The sequence below is a fragment of the Undibacterium sp. 14-3-2 genome (assembly GCF_016595265.1).
GTDB lineage: Bacteria > Pseudomonadota > Gammaproteobacteria > Burkholderiales > Burkholderiaceae_D > Undibacterium > Undibacterium aquatile.
In genome coordinates, this window is record NZ_JAENGS010000003.1 from 153,749 (window position 1) to 171,992 (window position 18,244).

At 50.9% G+C, this 18,244-nt stretch carries 22 protein-coding genes; 8 read left to right on the forward strand and 14 right to left on the reverse strand.

The window, feature by feature from the left end; genetic code table 11:
* Positions 1–102: 102 nt before the first annotated feature.
* The 3 genes from Undi14_RS08575 (at position 103) to Undi14_RS08585 (ending at position 3,220) form a co-directional block, all read left to right on the forward strand.
* Positions 103–1,119 carry a GlxA family transcriptional regulator gene (locus Undi14_RS08575; protein ID WP_200179468.1) on the forward strand — a complete coding sequence of 339 codons (1,017 nt, stop codon included), beginning with the start codon at positions 103–105 and terminating at the stop codon, positions 1,117–1,119.
* Positions 1,120–1,209: 90 nt separating this feature from the next.
* A complete protein-coding gene (locus Undi14_RS08580; protein WP_200179469.1) occupies positions 1,210–2,058 on the forward strand; it encodes an MOSC domain-containing protein in 849 nt (282 codons plus the stop codon).
* A gap of 31 nt (positions 2,059–2,089) precedes the next feature.
* Entirely contained in the window at positions 2,090–3,220 is a 1,131-nt protein-coding gene (locus Undi14_RS08585) for a diguanylate cyclase (RefSeq protein ID WP_186897731.1), read from the forward strand.
* Between the two features lie 18 nt (positions 3,221–3,238).
* Here the strand turns inward: Undi14_RS08585 and Undi14_RS08590 are convergent, their stop codons facing one another.
* From Undi14_RS08590 to rsmD, 3 genes are all read right to left on the reverse strand, one after another.
* The gene (locus Undi14_RS08590) at positions 3,239–3,496 is read right to left on the reverse strand and encodes a YfhL family 4Fe-4S dicluster ferredoxin (RefSeq protein ID WP_186884475.1); all 258 of its coding nucleotides are present in this window, start codon (positions 3,494–3,496) and stop codon (positions 3,239–3,241) included.
* 51 nt (positions 3,497–3,547) lie between these two features.
* Positions 3,548–4,042, reverse strand: a complete 495-nt coding sequence (gene coaD / locus Undi14_RS08595) for a pantetheine-phosphate adenylyltransferase (protein ID WP_186884474.1) — start codon at positions 4,040–4,042, stop codon at positions 3,548–3,550.
* 64 nt (positions 4,043–4,106) lie between these two features.
* On the reverse strand, positions 4,107–4,766 hold the full coding sequence (gene rsmD, locus Undi14_RS08600) for a 16S rRNA (guanine(966)-N(2))-methyltransferase RsmD (protein WP_200179470.1): 660 nt from the start codon (positions 4,764–4,766) through the stop codon (positions 4,107–4,109).
* A gap of 111 nt (positions 4,767–4,877) precedes the next feature.
* On the opposite strand from rsmD, the gene ftsY reads away from it, so the two are divergent.
* From ftsY to rpoH, 4 genes are all read left to right on the forward strand, one after another.
* Positions 4,878–5,981, forward strand: a complete 1,104-nt coding sequence (gene ftsY / locus Undi14_RS08605) for a signal recognition particle-docking protein FtsY (RefSeq protein WP_200179472.1) — start codon at positions 4,878–4,880, stop codon at positions 5,979–5,981.
* A 26-nt stretch (positions 5,982–6,007) separates the two neighbouring features.
* Positions 6,008–6,682: a cell division ATP-binding protein FtsE gene (locus Undi14_RS08610; protein WP_190480473.1), complete on the forward strand. Its 675-nt coding sequence runs from the start codon at positions 6,008–6,010 to the stop codon at positions 6,680–6,682.
* Between the two features lie 35 nt (positions 6,683–6,717).
* Complete coding sequence (locus tag Undi14_RS08615; protein WP_186884470.1) at positions 6,718–7,632, forward strand: ABC transporter permease; 915 nt, start codon at positions 6,718–6,720, stop codon at positions 7,630–7,632.
* Positions 7,633–7,921: 289 nt separating this feature from the next.
* Positions 7,922–8,812: an RNA polymerase sigma factor RpoH gene (gene rpoH, locus Undi14_RS08620; RefSeq protein ID WP_186884469.1), complete on the forward strand. Its 891-nt coding sequence runs from the start codon at positions 7,922–7,924 to the stop codon at positions 8,810–8,812.
* A gap of 200 nt (positions 8,813–9,012) precedes the next feature.
* On the opposite strand, the gene Undi14_RS08625 is transcribed toward rpoH, so the two are convergent.
* The 5 genes from Undi14_RS08625 to Undi14_RS08645 are packed head-to-tail and all read right to left on the reverse strand — an operon-like array spanning position 9,013 to position 12,881.
* Complete coding sequence (locus Undi14_RS08625; RefSeq protein ID WP_200179474.1) at positions 9,013–9,594, reverse strand: SCO family protein; 582 nt, start codon at positions 9,592–9,594, stop codon at positions 9,013–9,015.
* Positions 9,591–10,475: a heme o synthase gene (cyoE, locus tag Undi14_RS08630; protein ID WP_186897727.1), complete on the reverse strand. Its 885-nt coding sequence runs from the start codon at positions 10,473–10,475 to the stop codon at positions 9,591–9,593. The genes Undi14_RS08625 and cyoE overlap by 4 nt, the downstream gene beginning before the upstream one ends.
* Positions 10,476–10,480: 5 nt before the next feature.
* The gene (locus Undi14_RS08635) at positions 10,481–11,554 is read right to left on the reverse strand and encodes a heme A synthase (protein WP_200179476.1); all 1,074 of its coding nucleotides are present in this window, start codon (positions 11,552–11,554) and stop codon (positions 10,481–10,483) included.
* A 3-nt stretch (positions 11,555–11,557) separates the two neighbouring features.
* Entirely contained in the window at positions 11,558–12,106 is a 549-nt protein-coding gene (locus Undi14_RS08640; RefSeq protein ID WP_234030517.1) for a cytochrome C oxidase subunit I, read from the reverse strand.
* 46 nt (positions 12,107–12,152) lie between these two features.
* Positions 12,153–12,881, reverse strand: coding sequence for an SURF1 family protein (locus Undi14_RS08645; RefSeq protein WP_200179480.1), 729 nt, complete (start codon positions 12,879–12,881; stop codon positions 12,153–12,155).
* Between the two features lie 167 nt (positions 12,882–13,048).
* Here Undi14_RS08645 and Undi14_RS08650 point away from each other — a divergent pair, with 167 nt between their 5' ends.
* On the forward strand, positions 13,049–13,249 hold the full coding sequence (locus Undi14_RS08650; protein WP_186884463.1) for a twin transmembrane helix small protein: 201 nt from the start codon (positions 13,049–13,051) through the stop codon (positions 13,247–13,249).
* A gap of 89 nt (positions 13,250–13,338) precedes the next feature.
* Here the strand turns inward: Undi14_RS08650 and Undi14_RS08655 are convergent, their stop codons facing one another.
* The 6 genes from Undi14_RS08655 to coxB are packed head-to-tail and all read right to left on the reverse strand — an operon-like array spanning position 13,339 to position 18,012.
* Positions 13,339–14,199, reverse strand: coding sequence for a cytochrome c oxidase subunit 3 (locus Undi14_RS08655; RefSeq protein ID WP_200179482.1), 861 nt, complete (start codon positions 14,197–14,199; stop codon positions 13,339–13,341).
* A 39-nt stretch (positions 14,200–14,238) separates the two neighbouring features.
* Entirely contained in the window at positions 14,239–14,454 is a 216-nt protein-coding gene (locus Undi14_RS08660) for a DUF2970 domain-containing protein (RefSeq protein ID WP_200179484.1), read from the reverse strand.
* Positions 14,451–15,041, reverse strand: coding sequence for a cytochrome c oxidase assembly protein (locus Undi14_RS08665; protein WP_186884460.1), 591 nt, complete (start codon positions 15,039–15,041; stop codon positions 14,451–14,453). The genes Undi14_RS08660 and Undi14_RS08665 overlap by 4 nt, the downstream gene beginning before the upstream one ends.
* Before the next feature lie 13 nt (positions 15,042–15,054).
* Positions 15,055–15,162: a cytochrome oxidase small assembly protein gene (locus tag Undi14_RS18205; protein WP_222610806.1), complete on the reverse strand. Its 108-nt coding sequence runs from the start codon at positions 15,160–15,162 to the stop codon at positions 15,055–15,057.
* A gap of 49 nt (positions 15,163–15,211) precedes the next feature.
* Entirely contained in the window at positions 15,212–16,807 is a 1,596-nt protein-coding gene (gene ctaD / locus Undi14_RS08670) for a cytochrome c oxidase subunit I (RefSeq protein WP_186884459.1), read from the reverse strand.
* Between the two features lie 32 nt (positions 16,808–16,839).
* Entirely contained in the window at positions 16,840–18,012 is a 1,173-nt protein-coding gene (coxB, locus tag Undi14_RS08675) for a cytochrome c oxidase subunit II (RefSeq protein WP_200179486.1), read from the reverse strand.
* Positions 18,013–18,244: the final 232 nt, after the last annotated feature.

The window sequence follows — 18,244 nt, forward strand, 5'->3', positions numbered from 1 at the left end:
TCAGTATCAGCAACAAAAGCGGTGCTGTATGAACGAATATTTTGCGTGAAATTCGCTATTTTTCAGAGTGACCCGATTGACATATTTAGATACAATCAGGCCATGCCGAATCCATCTGCCACATTAATAAAATCCGCTGCATCGCCGCTCACGATTGGCGTGCTGGCGTTTGATGGCATCAGCCCGTTTCATTTATCGGTACCCAGCCTGGTATTCGGTGACTTGCATAAATACGCTGACACCCCTGAAATACGCTTACGTGTCTGCTCGCAGGCGGGCACAGCGGGAAATCACAAAATCAGAACCAGCGCAGGCTATACGCTGGAAACCAAATATGGCCTGTCAACACTCAGGCGGGCCGACATCATTATCATTCCATCGTGGCACGAAGATTTACGGACGACGCCGGACGAGTTAATCAAATTGCTGCGCATGGCTAACAAAAACGGGGCACATATCGTTGGCCTTTGCCTCGGCGCTTTCGCATTAGCCGATGCGGGCTTGCTGAATCAACGCGAGGCAACGACCCATTGGGCACTGGCGCAGGAGTTTGCGAGTCGCTATCCGCAAGTCCATGTCAAGCCGGATGTCCTTTACGTTGATCAGGACAAAATCACGACCTCGGCAGGAACCGCGGCGGGTATTGATTGCTGCCTTCATCTGCTTCGCACCTACTTGGGTGCTGAATTAGCGAATCAGGTTGCACGCAGGCTGGTGGTTGCCCCCCATCGTCAGGGTGGGCAGGCGCAATACATAGAGCAACCGATACCGGTACTTGCCAGCGACGACCGGTTAGGGAAAGTCTTACATTGGATGCACAGTCATTTAGATCAGACGCAAACGCTGGATATGCTGGCCAATAAAGCGCTGATGAGTCGCAGAACATTTACCCGTCATTTTCAGCAACTGACTGGAACCACGGTTGGTAAGTGGCTGCTGCATCAAAGACTGAACTTTGCGCAACGGCAATTGGAATCGAGCCGGCAGACTATCGAAGAGATTGCATCCGCTGCCGGTTTCGGCTCCGCCTTACTGATGCGACGGTATTTTGCACAAGTGCTGAAAATTTCGCCTTCCGCCTACCGTCTGCAATTCCGTGGCACCGCTGATGCATCTTAAAAGTGATGTGATTGACAATTTAAACTCACCCGTTTTGCCATAAGGCATTAAAATAGTTGACCTGACCGCATTTACTCTCAGATTTACCGCATGCCCTCCATTTCCGAACTCACGATGTATCCGATCAAATCCTGCGCAGGTATCACGCTGACAGAAGCAGTGATGACCGCGAGTGGATTGAGCTACGCCGGGGTCTTCGACCGTGAATGGATGCTGGTCGATGGGAGCGGTCTTTTTCTGACGCAACGTGAATATCCCCGCATGGCCTGTCTGCGGATAACAATTGCTGGTGACACCTTACGCGTCGATACCGATACGATGGCAACGCTGAGTATTTCGCTGAAAGCTAATGCCAATGCGCAAAAAATCACTGTCCAGATATGGGAAACGGAAGTCATCGCAGATGATGCCGGTGAAGAAGCGGCGATCTGGTTTAGCCAAGCCTTAGGTACGCGATGTCGGCTGGTGCGTTTCTCGCCACAAGCACAGCGTTATGCCAATACCAAATGGACTGGCGACACACTGGCGCCGACCCGCTTTGCGGATGGTTACCCTTTACTATTGATTGCGCAGGCCTCACTCGAAGATCTGAATCGCAGAGCCATTGCACAAGGACGTCAGGCCGTCCCCATGAACCGCTTCCGCCCTAACATCGTCATTGATGGCGTTGAGGCATTCGAGGAAGACTACGCTGCCAGTTATCTTTTGCAGAATGGCGTACAGCTGCGTCCTGTTAAACCCTGCCCACGCTGCCCGATTCCGGCGGTCGATCAATTGACGGGTGAAGTCGGCGCAAGCCCCGTCGACATTTTACAAAGCTATCGCGCCAACCCGATTGTTGACGGCGAAATTACATTTGGCATGAACGTCATCCTCGAACAAGGTGCGGGTTTAGTGCTACGCATCGGCGATGAAGTTGAGATGCCGATTGCGTTTTGAATACCGCATTCTCTCGAAAAAATAAGGAAGTATGGACAGAGCCAATGTGAACGCCAGACGTCAGGCACAAAGTCTGGAAAATCTCCGGGTGGAGAATCACGCCCTCCGCACACAGCTCGACGATATCCTGGAACTGGCTCACAGGAATCAAAGCATACTCGCGCGTCATCAGAGTTTTGAATTGAAAATCATCGGTGCGAGTCATTTCAAAGAACTGATCAGCTATATTTTCAGCGAACTGGCAAACACTTCCGATCTTGATATCGTGACCCTCGCGCTGGTCGATCCGCGTCAGGATTTACAACAAATGCTGAACGATCTGCGCATTGACCTGCAAGAGTTTCCCGGCCTGCTCTTTGTCCGCCACGAACACGAATTACAGACCAAAGCACTGCTGTCTTACAAACCTTTGTTAGGCAAATATCAGGGTCATCTGTACGGTAACTTATATCGCAGCTGCGCCAAAAAACCCGCCAGTGTTGCGGTCATTCCGCTGGTGCGGCAAAACCGCCTGATCGGCTATCTGAATCTGGGCAGCTTCAGTGCAGAGCGTTTCCTGACGACGATGGCAACGGATTTCATAGAACGCCTGGGTTCAATCATTGCGATCTGTTTAGAAAATGTACTGAATAATGAACGACTCGTTTATATCGGTCTGACAGACCCACTGACGAATGTCAGTAATCGTCGCTATGTCGAACAACGCACACTGGAGGAAATTGCCCGCGCCCGTCGCCAGTCTTACGGCATCGCCTGTATGTATCTGGACATCGATTTTTTCAAGAAAATTAATGATCAGCACGGTCATCAGGGCGGTGATGATGTCTTGTGTGAAGTGGCAAAGCGGATCAAGGCAGAGTTACGGCTCAGCGATACGCTGGGGCGTTTCGGTGGTGAGGAATTTGTAGTTTTACTGATTAACGCCAATCTGCAGGACGCCATGCTGGTAGCAGAACGCATACGTCGCAGCATCGCAGGCAAACCATTTACACTGTCAGATAAGGGACATTGTTCCACCACGATTTCTATCGGATTGACGACCGTGTCGGAGAAACACAATCTGGGCGAGGCGACTGCGGTGGCAAGAGAAATGATCTCTCGCGCCGACCGCGCCTTATATGATGCTAAACGCTCAGGCAGAAATCAGGTGCGTTGCGAATAACCGGCAGCGGCAACGAAATTATTTAACTTGTGCCGCTTGTAAATGTTCGTATTTCGCCTGCAACTGCGCTGGCGTCTCACGCCATTCAGGATTGAATGGAATGCAGTTCACCGGACAAACCTGCTTGCATTGCGGTTCTTTGTAGTGACCAACACATTCCGTACATTTATGCGGGTCGATTTCATAAATCTCCGGCCCCATAAAAATCGCGTCATTCGGGCATTCGGGTTCACACACGTCGCAGTTAATGCAATCGTCGGTAATCATCAGGGCCATACTTACTTCACTTTCATTTCATCTGCGCATCTGCGGCATGGCAGTAACGCTTTATTTACTTTCGTTCAGCGCGTCAACCTTCTGCTTGAGCCAACGATCAACCGAAGGGAAAACGAACTTGGATACATCACCGCCAAACATCGCGATTTCACGCACGATCGTGCCTGAGATAAACTGATACTGGTCAGATGGCGTCAGAAACAGCGTTTCCACATCCGGCAACAGATAACGGTTCATCCCTGCCATCTGAAACTCATACTCAAAATCCGACACGGCCCGCAGACCACGCACGATCACGCGCGCATCATTTTTCCTGACGAAATCCTTGAGCAAGCCAGAAAAACTCTCCACCCGCACATTCGGATAATGTCCCAACACTTCATTCGCAATGCTCAGGCGCTCTTCCAGAGAGAAAAATGGCCGTTTATTTTTACTGTCGGCAACACCAACCACCAAAGTATCAAAAAGACCTGAGGCGCGACGCACCAGATCTTCGTGACCGCGGGTCAGCGGATCAAATGTTCCCGGATAAACGGCTGTGACCATCTTGACTCCTTATTTTCGCTATTTGCGCTGTTTGCATAATGATATGCACTAAATTGATCTGGCATTATGCCTGATTTTCGTGCGCATTATGCTGCAAAATGTTGCGTTGCAGAATATGGAAATACACACTTCCGGCTTTATCCGCCCGTATCACCTGCCATCCGCTCAGCAATTCCAGCATATCCGGCTCACTACTTTGCTCGTCGAGCGGGAATTCTGCTTCGACATAAACATACCCATTATTGTTCAGCGCTTCGCGGCAAACAGGCAAAATTTTTGCCAGCCAGCCTTGTCCGAAAGGCGGGTCCAGCAAGATCAGGTCAAATTTTTTCCCTTCGGCCGCAGCGCTCGTGATCACTTTACCGGCATCGCCCCTGAGCAACTGGCACTGATGCGCTTCGAGTTTAGCTTTAACCTGTTCGAGCTGCTTGAACGCCGGCGTATGTGACTCCACCATCGTGACCAGACGCGCGCCACGGCTGGCTGCTTCAAATCCCAGTGCACCGCTACCGGCAAATAAGTCCAGACAACTGACTTGCGCCCAATTCGCGTTAAAAAGATGGTTCAGCCAGTTAAATGTCGTTTCACGGACACGGTCTGGCGTTGGTCTCAGGCCATCGGCCTCAATCACGCTTAACAAGCTGCGCTTCCACTGGCCGCCGATGATTCGCACCTGATGGGCGACTCTTTGAGGAGATACGGGTTTTTTAGTCTTGGTTTTCATTAGTTGAATGACACTGGTAAGTCAAATTACCCGGCGCGGTCTGTTAGAATGGCTGCATTCTAATACTTGGGTCAGCAGTTTGCAGCTTCCCCTCTCCGACAAAATCATCCGATGTTTAGTTTTTTCAAAAGAAAACCCAAAGAAGAACCGGTAGTAACGCCTGAAGTCGTTGCTACGCCTGCTTCTGCGGCAATACCGACTACGCCTGCCGAGCTGCCGCAGACAATTGCCGAACCAGCAATACAACCGCTCGCTGCGGCGGCGCCAGTAACAGCAGCCGTAGAAACGGTATCAGCGCCCGCGCCACAACCTGAACAAAAGCGTTCATGGCTGAGCCGTCTGAAAGCTGGTCTGGCCAAGACCTCGTCGAATCTGACCACGCTGTTTATCGGCGCGCGTATTGATGATGAGCTATATGACGAACTCGAAGCGGCTTTATTGACATCCGACGCGGGCGTCGAAGCGACGCTGTTTTTGCTCGATACGCTGAAAAAGAAAGTCAAAGAAGAAAAATTAACCGAAGCAGAACAAGTCAAAGCCGCGCTCAAAACGTTGTTGCTGGAATTGCTCACACCTTTGCAAAAACCGCTGGAACTGGGTCGTCATCAACCTCTGGTCATGATGATTGCAGGCGTCAATGGCGCAGGAAAAACCACCACCATCGGCAAGCTCGCGAAGCACATGCAGGTTCACCATCAGTCTGTATTGCTGGCGGCTGGCGATACTTTCCGTGCTGCAGCGCGCGAGCAATTATCGGTCTGGGGCGAGCGCAATGATGTGACGGTGATTTCGCAGGAATCCGGCGATCCGGCAGCGGTGGCGTTTGACGCTGTTGCATCCGCACGTGCACGCGGCACAGATGTGGTGATGGTCGATACCGCAGGGCGTTTGCCGACTCAATTGCATCTGATGGAAGAACTGAAAAAGATCAAACGTGTGATTGCCAAAGGCATGGAAGGCGCACCGCAGGAAGTGCTGCTGATCATTGATGGCAACACCGGACAAAACGCGCTGGCACAAGTCAGGGCGTTTGACGATGCATTGCAACTGACCGGTTTGATCATTACAAAATTAGATGGCACAGCAAAAGGCGGCGTTCTGGCAGCGATTGCGAAAACCCGCCCGATACCAGTCTATTTCATCGGCATCGGTGAGCAGATCGAGGATCTGCAACCATTCAACGCGCAGGAATTCGTCGACGCCTTGTTTAATTAAAATCACAGACAGTCAGTGCAACGATCATGATCGAATTCGATAACGTCACTAAACAATATTCGCGTGATGCCTACGCTTTGCGCGATATCTCTCTGACCATACAGGATGGAGAACTCATTTTTCTGGCGGGCCCCTCTGGTGCAGGAAAATCGACTTTATTAAAAATGATCGCTGGCATAGAAAAGCCGACCAGCGGCCATGTCATCGTCAATGGTCAGGATGTCAGCAAACTCAAAACCGGCAGCCTGCCGTATTTGCGCCGTAAGCTCGGATTAATTTTGCAGGATCAGAAATTACTGACCGACCGCAGCGTTCTCGACAACGTCATGCTGCCGCTGATTGTGACCGGCGCTACTTCGAATGAAGCAGAATCGCGTGCCTGCGTCGCACTGGAAAAAGTCGGATTGCTGGATAAAGCCAATGCCTTGCCGCTGGAGCTTTCCGGTGGTGAACAGCAGCGTGTTGCGATTGCGCGCGCCATCGTGAATCGCCCTAAAATCATTCTGGCAGACGAACCCACCGCTTTTCTGGACAGAGACAATGCCAACAAAGTGCTGAGCGCGTTGAAAGCGTTTCAGAGTGCGGGCGTCACTTGCATCATATCCAGTCACGATGAGCAATTCTTAGATCAGGCCGACCGCGTGATCTATCTGAGCAATGGACAAATCTCGGATTCATGGACAACAGGCGCTGCCGCCTGACTTCCGTCTGCTATTACGCCTTCAAGGAAATCCCTATGACCATCTGGTTTCGTGAACATCTGTTTGCACTGAAAAGCGCATTCACCCACTTGCGCGCCGGTACCGGAAATTTCATCTTCAATGTGCTGGTGGTCGCCATCGCGCTGGCGCTGCCGATTGCCGGACTCACGCTGATTGAAAATATCCGTCCTATCTCTTCACAGTTATCGATAGAACCGGAAATCAGTATATTTCTGACGACCGACACCGCGCGTGAAAATGCAACTGCATTGTCAGTACCAATCAAGCGTCTGCTGAAAGACAGTAATATCAGCGGCAAACTGAGCTTTACACCAAAAGAAAAAGCACTGGCGGCGATGCAGGATGCGTCCAGCCTCGCAGAAGTGCTATCAACACTGGGCGGCAATCCCCTGCCGGATGCTTACGTGCTTTCGCTGTCGAATAATGATGCAGCAAAACTCGATAAACTGGTCGAACAACTGCAGGCCTTGCCCGATGTTGAGGTGGTTCAGGTTGACTCAGCCTGGGTCAAGCGACTGGCGGCACTTGTGCAGATATTGCAGATAGGTTTGCTGTTTCTGGCAACGACACTGGGTGTAGTCGTGATTGTGGTCGTGTTTAACGCGACCCGTCTGCAAGTGATTTCGCATCAGGCTGAGATTTCCGTTACCCGTTTGTTAGGTGCGACCAACAGCTTCATTCATCGCCCCTACTATTACACCGGCGCGCTGCTGGGTCTCCTGGCGGGAAGCCTGGCGCTGGCTGCCATTGCGGCCTCTCTGCAGCCATTGAATCAGGCCATTGCGGAGTTTGCCAAACTGTATGCCTCCGAATTCCGTCTGGTACCGCTGGGCATATTACCCAGTCTGATGTTGCTGGGTGTCAGCATGTTACTGGGGTTGGCTGGCGCTTATCTGTCCGTCCGCCGTCAACTGGCGCGAACAAACTGATACATAATGATTTGCAACTTTCCCAAAAATCGCTGCTCTAACCGCCTGTTTAAAGCAGAGTAAGAAAGCTGATTCCAGAAATTTCTGCATAGTTACCAGTGGCGACCACTGGCAACAATACTCGGCGAGGGTCTGGAATACCCGCTTTTACCTCTGACCTCATCTTGATGAAATCATCATTTTCACGAGAATTAGCACTCTTCTCAAGAGAGTGCTAATATTAGGAAATAGTACGTTTGTTCAGAGTTATTTTTTTGCTCGGACTGCAGTAATTGAGAGGAACAACACAATGACTTCAAGACAACTTATTCCAGCATCAGACAGCACAGCGCTGGCGCTCGGCTTTACAGGTACGTTGGGCAATATTGACGCTTATATTTCTGCGGTCAATCGCCTGCCTATGCTGACGCATGAAGAAGAAATCGATCTGGCGACCCGCCTGCGTGACAATAATGACCTGTCCGCTGCGCAACAGATGGTGATGTCGCATCTGCGTCTGGTTGTATCCATTGCCCGTGGTTACCTCGGCTATGGCTTGCCACACGCCGATCTGATCCAGGAAGGCAATATCGGCCTGATGAAGGCGGTTAAACGCTTTGACCCTGATCAGGGCGTGCGTCTGGTGTCGTATGCGATGCACTGGATTAAAGCCGAAATGCACGAGTACATTCTGAAAAACTGGCGTTTAGTCAAAGTCGCGACGACCAAAGCGCAACGCAAACTGTTTTTCAATCTGCGCAGCCACAAAGAAGGTCTGGAAACCATGTCGCCTAAGCAAATTGATGCGCTGGCGAAGACCCTCGATGTGAAACGCGAAGAAGTGATCGAAATGGAAATGCGTCTGTCTGGTCGCGATATCGCGCTGGATGCACCTACTGATGATGATGACGATAAATTCGCACCTATCGCTTATCTAAAAACAGAATCAGAAGAGCCTACGCAGGTACTGGAATCACGCCAATACGATCGTTTGCAAAGCGAAGGGCTGGAATCAGCGTTATCAAAACTGGATGCGCGTTCACGTCACATTATCGAATCGCGCTGGTTGAAAAATGACGATGGCTCTGGTGCGACGCTGCACGAACTGGCAGATGAATACGGTGTTTCAGCCGAACGCATCCGTCAGATTGAAAGTGCGGCGCTGAAAAAAATGAAAGGTGCGCTGGTCAGCTTTTCCTGATCACACCGCACATGAAAAAAGGCACTCTGCGGAGTGCCTTTTTTTTATTGTTTATTCCCTGAAAACCGATAAATAAGGGGAGTATCTGTGATTCTGCACCTGATCTCCTTGAAAACAATGGGCGTTTAAATATACTCCCCCCAGTATATTTAAGGCTCAGCAGGCCGTTTTATATGCCCGCACCAGGCTGTTCAGAAAAATTACTTCAGTAACAGCTTTAAATCGTGAACGATAGGTTCTGCACCCTGACCATGACGCAGGAATAAACGCAGGCGGCCTTCGGTGTCAAAGACATAGCTGCCCGCCGTGTGATCCATGGTGTAACTGGTCGGCGTTTTTCCGTCCACTTTCTGGTAATACACTTTGAAGTCTTTTGCCACTTTTGCCGTCGCGGCGGCATCGCCATACAAACCGAGGAAACGCGGATCAAAGTTCGGCACATACGCCGCCATCAATGCCTGCGTATCACGTTCTGGATCGATCGTGACGAACAAGACTTGCACCTTATCTGCCTGCGGCCCCATTTTTTGCATCACGTTCGCCATTTCCACCATCGTGGTCGGGCAGACATCAGGACATTGGGTGTAACCGAAGAACATGACCACCAGCTTGCCGCGAAAATCCTTCAGCGTACGGGCTTTGCCATTGTGATCGGTGAGGGAAAAATCCTGCGCATAATCGAGCCCGGTGAGGTCGGTATTATTAAATTTTTCTCCGGGTTTGCCGCAAGCCGCCAGCCCTGCAATCAGAGCGCAAGCGAATAATTTTTTGAGTAAGTTCATAGTCGTATGTAGTGATCAACCAGCAGCGCAGCAAATAGCAGCGACAGGTAAATGATCGAATAAGCGAATGTTTTGCGGGCGAGAATATCGTTGTAATTGCGATAAATCCGCCATGCGTACCAGAGGAAAATCGCCCCGAGAATGACGGCACTGACAAGATAAATCAGGCCGCTCATCTGCACGGCATACGGCAGCATCGTCGTCGCAAACAAGGCGATGGTATATAGCCAGATATGGAAACGGGTAAATTCAGGGCCATGCGTAATCGGCAGCATAGGCAGACCTGAGCGCGCATAGTCATCGCGCCGGTACATCGCCAGCGCCCAGAAATGCGGCGGCGTCCAGACAAAAATAATCATCACCAGCAACCACGCTTGCATAGGAACATCGTTTGCTACCGCTGCCCAGCCGAGTGCCGGTGGCATCGCGCCAGACAAACCGCCAATCACAATATTCTGCGGCGTCGCTGGCTTCAGAATAATGGTGTACACCACGGCATAACCGACAAAAGTCGTAAACGTGAGCCACATCGTCAGCGGATTCACCAGCGTATACAGCACCCACATACCAGCACCACCGATCACGCCTGAAAACAATAAGGTCTGGGATGCACTGATTTCACCGGCGGCTGTGGCGCGCCTTGCGGTACGCGCCATACGCGAATCGATCTCGCGCTCGACCAGGCAATTCACCGCAAAAGCGGCACCCGCCAACAGCCAGATGCCTATGGTTGCGGCCACCACGACACGCCAGTCGGGTAAATCGGGCGTGGCCAGAAACATGCCGATGACGGCACAAAACACCGCCAGTTGCGTCACGCGCGGTTTGGTCAGCGCCCAGTATTGAGCAAAACGGTTAGAGGTCAGGCTTATTGTCGTCATATCAATTAGTGTGTGGCAATCAGTTTCGTCTGCCTGACCCGGTAGTTTAACATGGTCAGCAGCAGCACTAAGGTGGCCGCCCCACCGTTATGTAATACCGCCAGCAACAAAGGCCAGGAAAAAAAGACGGTCGAAACCCCGATCAGGAATTGCGCTGCAATCGCCAGCATGAGTTGACGACCCAGACGTTCGAATCCGGGTAAGTGCATGGCGCGCCACGCAACCACGGCAACCACAACCGCGACCAGCAGGGCGAAATTGCGGTGTACCCAATGAATGGCAACCAAGGCCGTAAATGGTAAATAATCGCCGCTCACAGTCTGCCCCAGTTGCCGCCACAAACTGAACCCGTGTTCAAAATCCATTGTCGGTACCACCGCACCGTTACACAATGGATAATCGTAGCAAGCCAATGCTGCATAGTTGGTACTAACCCAGCCACCCAATGCAATTTGTATGAAGAGTAAGACTAAGGCAATAGTCGCAGGCCAGCGCAAGCCGGATACCTGCGCCGTCTGAATGACATGCGCCTGACTATGCTGCTCGAGCGATGCCGATAGTAGCGCCAGTAAGCCCATCCCCAGTAGCAGATGCGTAGTCACGATGACGGGTTGCAATTTGAGTGTGACCGTCCACGCGCCGAAAGCGCCCTGCAGACAAACAAATGCCAACAAAAAGCTGGCCAACCAAGGAGAGATGCCTGTGGCATTGCGTCGCCGCCACGCAAGATAAACCTGGGCGATGATCAGTACGCCGACACTCATCGCCAGATAACGGTGAATCATTTCTATCCAGGCTTTTTGCAGTGTCACCGGGCCATGCGGCATCGCCGCCTCTGCGGCACGGATATCGGCATGCGATTGCAAAGGATTCGCCTGACCGTAGCAACCGGGCCAGTCAGGACAGCCGAGACCGGAATCGGTCAAGCGGGTAAAAGCACCGAACATAATCAGTTCAAACGTCAGCGCCACGGTAACCGCAATCAGCTTGCGGTGTTTGTCGGTGTCCCGCGACCAAAGTACGACAGACAAGGGCAAAACCGCGACACACAAACCTATCAGAGCGAGTTGTAAAAACATGCATCACCCGATCGCAGATGCACGCAACAGCTTGCTGATATCTTTTTTTATCTTATTCGGATCGGCATTTTTCGGGAAGCGCATCATCAGATTCCCCAATGGATCGATCATATAAATGTGTTCGCTGATCTGGCTTCCATCTTCTGTCGGCAACCATTTTTTGAGCGCGTCTGCATCGGCTTTCAGCACATGCATGCCGTCGTATTCGCGTAGTAATAAGGTATCGACAGGTTGCTCATCGACAACTGCCCAGACCCGTTCGATTCTGTCCATTTCCTTACCCTGCGCAAGCCTCAGTTGGCGCAAGTCATACAGCTTTTTCTGACATGCGGCATCGCAGGAACCGCTGTCTATCGTCAGCATGATCCATTTACCACGATACGCCATCAAGCCATTTTGCTTGTCCGCATTGTTTGTATCGTTGGCATCGCCCGCGCCCAGCAAGCGCGCATGTAACTCTGGCATGGGGTACAGGCGCGGATCGAGTATCGTGCCGTAATTGGTTCTGCCTTCTGGCTTGATCACGTAGTAAGCGAGGTAAGACGCTATCATCGGTGCGGCACAGACGGCCAGCACGATGAATAATTTCCAGCGTCCTTTAGTTTTTTGATTCTGCGTTTTTTCCACGACGTATTCCTGTCACTACAAAAAAAATCCCTGCCATTAATGACAAGGCATACCACTGAAATGCATATCCTTTGTGTTTATCGATACCCAGCGAAGGCGCTGGCCAATCGCGTTGCAGATGGTCTTCGGTTAGCGACGTCTGCTCGACGATCAAAGGGTAAAACTGTAACCCGGTTTCAGCCGCGAGGCTGTTGATCTCCAGATTTTGCAAAATTGCGCTAGGTTTAAACGGCTCAGGCTGCCCCAGTTGCATGACACGATCAAGATGCTCTTTGACAATGCCTTGAATTTCTATCGTACCTGAAGGTGTGAACAAGCGCGGCAACACGGTTCTGTCCTGCGGGTTTCGGGCTTGCCAACCACGTGCAACCAGAATATGGCGGCGACTACCCTCAAGCTTAAATGGCATCAATACATACAGTCCCGCCCGGCCTTGCATGGGGCGATTATCCAGATACATAGGCCAGGTATCGAGAAACTGCCCGCGCAACGTCACCTTACTGAAAGGCTGTAATTGTTCTTCCGGTGTGTCGCTGCGCCATTGCGTGGCAGGGCTGTGCATACGTTCCGCCATCTTTGCGGCAATCGCTTCTTTTTCCGCAGCACGCCGGCTTTGCCACATGCCCAGATTCAGCCCCACGACAACGACAGCAATGGTCGCGAGGAAAGGTAATAGTCTGAAACGGAAAGAAATAGGCATAAAAAGCATTACAATGGGACTTACGCAAAATTGTTCCAGCAAGGCATGGCGACGAAGACAGTACGAATAGTACGACCAGGAGCCATAACACCGCTGGGGCAGTTTTGCGGAAGTCCTAACAATAAGAAATCGGTCACCCCAGCATAACGCTTTGTCAAAGAGTCAGTATGAAAATTCTCGTCGCCATTGCTTTTTTTCTCATCATCTTCAGCATGGGATCGGCATTAGTTTATCTGATGAAGGACAAAGGGCGCAGCAACCGCACTGTCAAAGCACTCGCTTTCCGAGTCGGCTTTTCCATCAGTTTGTTTATCCTGATATTACTGGCCAATCATTTCGGGTTGATTCAGCCTACCGGCATCAGATAAGTCACCAACATCTTTAGCGATAATAAAAAGCCGCAACACATGTGCGGCTTTTTTATTTGAAAACGAATCAGCTCAGTCTGCTGCGCGAATCAGAGCCAGTAGACAACGACATACAAGCCCAGCCAGACCACGTCAACAAAGTGCCAGTACCACGCTGCGCCTTCAAAAGCGAAATGCTGCTCTGGTGTGAAGTGCCCCTTCAGAACACGGTACAAAACCACCGACAACATGATCGCACCCATCGTCACATGGAAACCGTGGAATCCGGTCAGCATGAAGAAAGTCGAACCATAAATACCCGAGGTCAGTTTCAGGTTCAGTTCGCTGTAAGCATGCATGTATTCGTAGACCTGGAAGCCCATGAACACCGCACCCAGCAAGACGGTTGCCGCCAGCCAGAAAGCCGTGGTGCCACGGTGGCCTGCACGCAAGGCATGATGCGAAATCGTCAGCGTCACGCCAGATGTCAGCAGCAATGCGGTGTTAATCGTCGGGATAGGAAATGGTCCCATCGTTTTAAACGCTTCAACCGTGCCGGCAGGGCCAGCATTACCCCACTGCGCTGCGAAATCCGGCCATAAGACTTTGTGATCCAGATCTGCCAGCCATGGCATGGAAATACTGCGGGCATAAAACAAGGCGCCGAAAAAAGCGGCAAAGAACATCACCTCGGAAAAAATGAACCAGCTCATGCTCCAGCGGTAAGAGACATCAATCCGGGCGCTGTATTTGCCGCTTTCGGATTCTGCAATCGCATCGCCAAACCAGTTATACAACACTACCAGCGTCAGAAAAATACCAGCAAAGTTGACATAAGAGCCCCAGCTCACTGCATTCACCCAGGCAGAGGCGCCTATCATGGTCAGCAACAAGGAGGCTCCCGCCAGCACCGGCCACTTTGACGGTCCAGGCACGAAGTAATAAGGGGCTTTCGCGTTTGAAGTACTCATTTCCATCTCCCGATACATTTGAATGTACTACTCGAATTATTATTTTGCGACGACAGACTTGACGACCAGCACCAGCACAAAAATGAAGATCAGGGCGCCGATGACGCCCGCGATGATCACATGCACCGGATTCAGATGCGCGGCGTCCTGCTCGTAATCATTTTTCTTACGGATACCCAAAAATGACCAGAACACCGCTTTCATCGTCGCCAGAAACGATACCTTACGTTGCGTCGCCTGCTTCAGATCACTCATGTTTTTCCTTGTGTGCCAGAACTTGCTACCTTGCTCTTGCCACCGACTTCAAAAAACGTATATGACAAGGTGATGGTTTTCACATCTTTCGGTAATGCCGGATCGATGTAAAACACCACTGGCATTTGCCGTGCCTCGTTCGCATTCAGCGTCTGCTGTTGAAAACAAAAACACTCCATCTTTTTGAAGTAATTACTTGCCTGCTGCGGTGCATAGCTCGGTATCGCCTGCGCATCCATCTTGTAAGACTGTTTGTTCACCACCTCATAAACAACTTGCGCCATTTCACCGGGATGCACCTTGATGCTGGAAACCGTAGGGCGGAAACGCCATGGCCCTTGCGTGTTCGCATCAAACTCCACAGTAATTTCACGCGTTTTGTCGATTTGAGAATTGCTTACTTCCTTTAACGAAATATCTTTTGGCGTCAGGATATTCACACCGGTCAACTCACAAATCTGTTTGTAAATCGGTACCAATGCATAGCCAAAACCAAACATCATGACCGCGATCAACAGCAGCTTGCCAAACATTCTGGCATTCAGCTGATGGGCTTCAGTCTTCGTGTTTTCGTCAGATCCGGACATCAGGTATTCCACTTCACCGCAATAAGCCCTGTTTGACAAACACGCCGATAAAAAATATCAACGCGACAGAAAGCAGGATTAGTGCAGTTCGTAAATTGTTAGGTTTGTTGTCGTTTTTCATTTTTATTCAGAGGTACCGGAAAATTATCCGGCACCTCTGCCTTTATTCATTATTTAACGACAGGAGGCTCTTCGAAGGTGTGGAACGGTGCCGGACTTGGTACTGTCCACTCCAGCCCTTCTGCGCCTTCCCATGGTTTTGCTGGCGCAGCTTTTCCACCTCTGATCGAAGGAATCACGACCGCCAGAATGAAATACACCTGCATCAGACCGAAACCAAACGCACCGACCGAAGCGACCGTATTCCAGTCAGTAAATTGCGCCGGATAATCAGCATAACGGCGTGGCATCCCGGCCAGCCCCAGGAAATGCATAGGGAAGAAGGTGATGTTAAAAGTGATCAGCGACAGCCAGAAATGAATCTGACCGCGGGTTTCGTTGTACATGAAGCCTGTCCATTTCGGGCTCCAGTAGTAGTAACCCGCGAATAAGGCAAACAGCGAACCAGCGACCAGCACATAATGGAAATGCGCGACCACGTAGTAAGTATCCTGCAACTGAATATCAATCGGCGTCACCGCCAGTATCAGACCGGTGAAACCGCCGATGGTAAAGACGAAAATGAAACCAACCGCAAACAACATCGGTGTTTCAAATGTCATCGATCCCTTCCACATCGTTGCCACCCAGTTAAATACTTTCACACCGGTAGGAACCGAGATCAGCATGGTGGCATACATGAAGAACAACTGCGCCGTCACTGGCATACCGGTTGTAAACATGTGATGCGCCCAGACGATAAACGACAGAATCGCGATGGATGCAGTCGCATACACCATCGATGCATAGCCGAACAAAGGCTTGCGCGCAAACGCAGGCACGATCTGGGAAATAATACCGAAAGCAGGCAAAATCATGATGTACACCTCTGGATGTCCGAAGAACCAGAAAATGTGTTGATACATCACAGGGTCACCGCCACCGGCAGCGTTGAAGAAGGACGTGCCGAAATGACGGTCAGTCAGGGTCATGGTGATCGCACCAGCCAATACCGGCATCACCGCGATCAGCAGGTAAGCAGTAATTAACCAGGTCCAGCAGAACATCGGCATTTTCATCAGCGTCATGCCTGGAGCGCGCATGTTCAGAATCGTAGTGATGATGTTGATCGAACCCATGATGGAGGATGCGCCCATGATATGCACGGCGAAAATCGCCATGTCCATACCAGGTCCCATTTGTGTCGACAGCGGTGCATACAGCGTCCAGCCTGCTGCGGTTGCACCACCCGGCACCCAGAATGACGACACCAGCAGAATCGCGGCGGGTGGCATCAGCCAGAATGAGAAGTTATTCATCCGCGCAAACGCCATATCGGATGCGCCGATTTGCAGCGGAATCATCCAGTTGGCGAAACCAACGAAGGCCGGCATGATGGCGCCGAACACCATGATCAGACCATGCATGGTCGTCAATTGGTTAAAGAATTCCGGTTGCACCAGTTGCAGCCCGGGCTGAAATAACTCAGCGCGGATAATCAGGGCGAGAACGCCGCCTGATAACAGCATCGTGAATGCAAACCATAAATACAGACTACCGATATCTTTATGATTGGTGGCAAACAACCAGCGGCGGAAACCATGAGGATGGTCGTGCGCGTGGTCGTGCGAATGATCGTGAGCGTGATCAACAGTTGTGGTGCTCATCTTGTCTCCTGTTTCCGGTACGTTTAGTACGTTTACTTACGCGCAGCCAGAACTTCAGCTGGTTGGACGATATTTTCAGCGGCTTTATTAGACCAGCTGTTACGGGTATAGGTGATGACGGCGGCGATTTCCGTGTCGGACAAAGTGGATTTCCACGATGGCATCGCATTTTTGCCGTTCAACAAAATACCAACCTGACCCGCTTTGGCACCATTGACAATCAGCGACCCCTCTAATGCAGGGAAGGCACCCGGAACACCTTTGCCGCTCGCCTGATGGCAGGCAACACAGTTAGCTGCATAGACTTTCTCACCACGCTGTTTCAACTCATCGACCGTCCAGACTTTATTCGGGTCATCCGCTTTGGCGGCCATTTCTTTTTTCTTGGTATCGACCCATTTTTTATAGTCGTCGTCAGAAACCACATTCACGACGATAGGCATAAACGCATGTTCTTTACCGCACAGCTCCACACACTGACCGCGATAGACACCGATTTTTTCTGCTTTGAACCAGGTATCGCGGACGAAGCCGGGAATCGCATCCTGCTTCACACCGAAAGCCGGAATCGTCCAGGAGTGAATCACGTCGTTGGCAGTGGTGATAATGCGTACTTTTTTATTCACGGGGACGACGACCTGATTATCAACTTCAAGCAGATAATTATCACCACGGGCTTCGGTCGGCGCGACGCCGGGAGAGCCAACCTGGGTGCGGGGTGTGGACAAGGTCGATAAGAAAGAAATGCCTTCGCCTTCACCTTTGAGGTAGTCATAACCCCATTTCCACTGCATACCTGTGGCTTTAATCGTGATATCAGCGTTCGAGGTATCTTTCATCGCCACGACTGTTTTGGTCGCTGGCAGAGCCATACCGATCACGATCAGAAAAGGCACCACAGTCCATGCAATTTCGACTGTCGTACTCTCGTGAAAAGAGGCTGCCTTATGGCCGAGAGATTTCCTGTGTTTCAGGATGGAGTAAAACATGACTCCGAAGACGGCAACAAAAATGACCAGACAGATAACCAGCATCAGGTTATGTATCGAGTAAATTTGTTCCGCTATTTGTGTGACAGGTGTTTGTAAATTTAACTGGCGCACTGCCGGTCCACCCTGGCTGTCGACCACTGCCCACGCGGGCAGTTCTGCCGCCAGGAGCGAGGCACCCAGCATGAACGACTTTAATCGCTTTCCATGTTTCATGATATCCCCAAAACCCCGTTTAGAATTCTTATGAATTTGTCGTACCAGGACGCGGAATATTGTTACAAAGTGCGTGCTGGCAACTTCTACAACGTCGTGAGTATAAGGTGTAACTTAAAAGGATATCAAGCAGAATACAAACAAGAAATCAATGATCTGGCGCAAATGAAACAACGAATAATAGCGCTTGCTTATCACTTTAAGATGCTTCTTTAATCCAGATCAAACAAAA

Coding starts and splice junctions, on each gene's coding strand:
- Undi14_RS08575 (WP_200179468.1), top strand. CDS start 103: ATGCCGAATCCATCTGCCACATTAATAAAATCCGCTGCATCGCCGCTC.
- Undi14_RS08580 (WP_200179469.1), top strand. CDS start 1,210: ATGCCCTCCATTTCCGAACTCACGATGTATCCGATCAAATCCTGCGCA.
- Undi14_RS08585 (WP_186897731.1), top strand. CDS start 2,090: ATGGACAGAGCCAATGTGAACGCCAGACGTCAGGCACAAAGTCTGGAA.
- Undi14_RS08590 (WP_186884475.1), bottom strand. CDS start 3,496: ATGGCCCTGATGATTACCGACGATTGCATTAACTGCGACGTGTGTGAA.
- coaD (WP_186884474.1), bottom strand. CDS start 4,042: ATGGTCACAGCCGTTTATCCGGGAACATTTGATCCGCTGACCCGCGGT.
- rsmD (WP_200179470.1), bottom strand. CDS start 4,766: ATGAAAACCAAGACTAAAAAACCCGTATCTCCTCAAAGAGTCGCCCAT.
- ftsY (WP_200179472.1), top strand. CDS start 4,878: ATGTTTAGTTTTTTCAAAAGAAAACCCAAAGAAGAACCGGTAGTAACG.
- Undi14_RS08610 (WP_190480473.1), top strand. CDS start 6,008: ATGATCGAATTCGATAACGTCACTAAACAATATTCGCGTGATGCCTAC.
- Undi14_RS08615 (WP_186884470.1), top strand. CDS start 6,718: ATGACCATCTGGTTTCGTGAACATCTGTTTGCACTGAAAAGCGCATTC.
- rpoH (WP_186884469.1), top strand. CDS start 7,922: ATGACTTCAAGACAACTTATTCCAGCATCAGACAGCACAGCGCTGGCG.
- Undi14_RS08625 (WP_200179474.1), bottom strand. CDS start 9,594: ATGAACTTACTCAAAAAATTATTCGCTTGCGCTCTGATTGCAGGGCTG.
- cyoE (WP_186897727.1), bottom strand. CDS start 10,475: ATGACGACAATAAGCCTGACCTCTAACCGTTTTGCTCAATACTGGGCG.
- Undi14_RS08635 (WP_200179476.1), bottom strand. CDS start 11,554: ATGTTTTTACAACTCGCTCTGATAGGTTTGTGTGTCGCGGTTTTGCCC.
- Undi14_RS08640 (WP_234030517.1), bottom strand. CDS start 12,106: ATGATAGCGTCTTACCTCGCTTACTACGTGATCAAGCCAGAAGGCAGA.
- Undi14_RS08645 (WP_200179480.1), bottom strand. CDS start 12,881: ATGCCTATTTCTTTCCGTTTCAGACTATTACCTTTCCTCGCGACCATT.
- Undi14_RS08650 (WP_186884463.1), top strand. CDS start 13,049: ATGAAAATTCTCGTCGCCATTGCTTTTTTTCTCATCATCTTCAGCATG.
- Undi14_RS08655 (WP_200179482.1), bottom strand. CDS start 14,199: ATGAGTACTTCAAACGCGAAAGCCCCTTATTACTTCGTGCCTGGACCG.
- Undi14_RS08660 (WP_200179484.1), bottom strand. CDS start 14,454: ATGAGTGATCTGAAGCAGGCGACGCAACGTAAGGTATCGTTTCTGGCG.
- Undi14_RS08665 (WP_186884460.1), bottom strand. CDS start 15,041: ATGTCCGGATCTGACGAAAACACGAAGACTGAAGCCCATCAGCTGAAT.
- Undi14_RS18205 (WP_222610806.1), bottom strand. CDS start 15,162: ATGAAAAACGACAACAAACCTAACAATTTACGAACTGCACTAATCCTG.
- ctaD (WP_186884459.1), bottom strand. CDS start 16,807: ATGAGCACCACAACTGTTGATCACGCTCACGATCATTCGCACGACCAC.
- coxB (WP_200179486.1), bottom strand. CDS start 18,012: ATGAAACATGGAAAGCGATTAAAGTCGTTCATGCTGGGTGCCTCGCTC.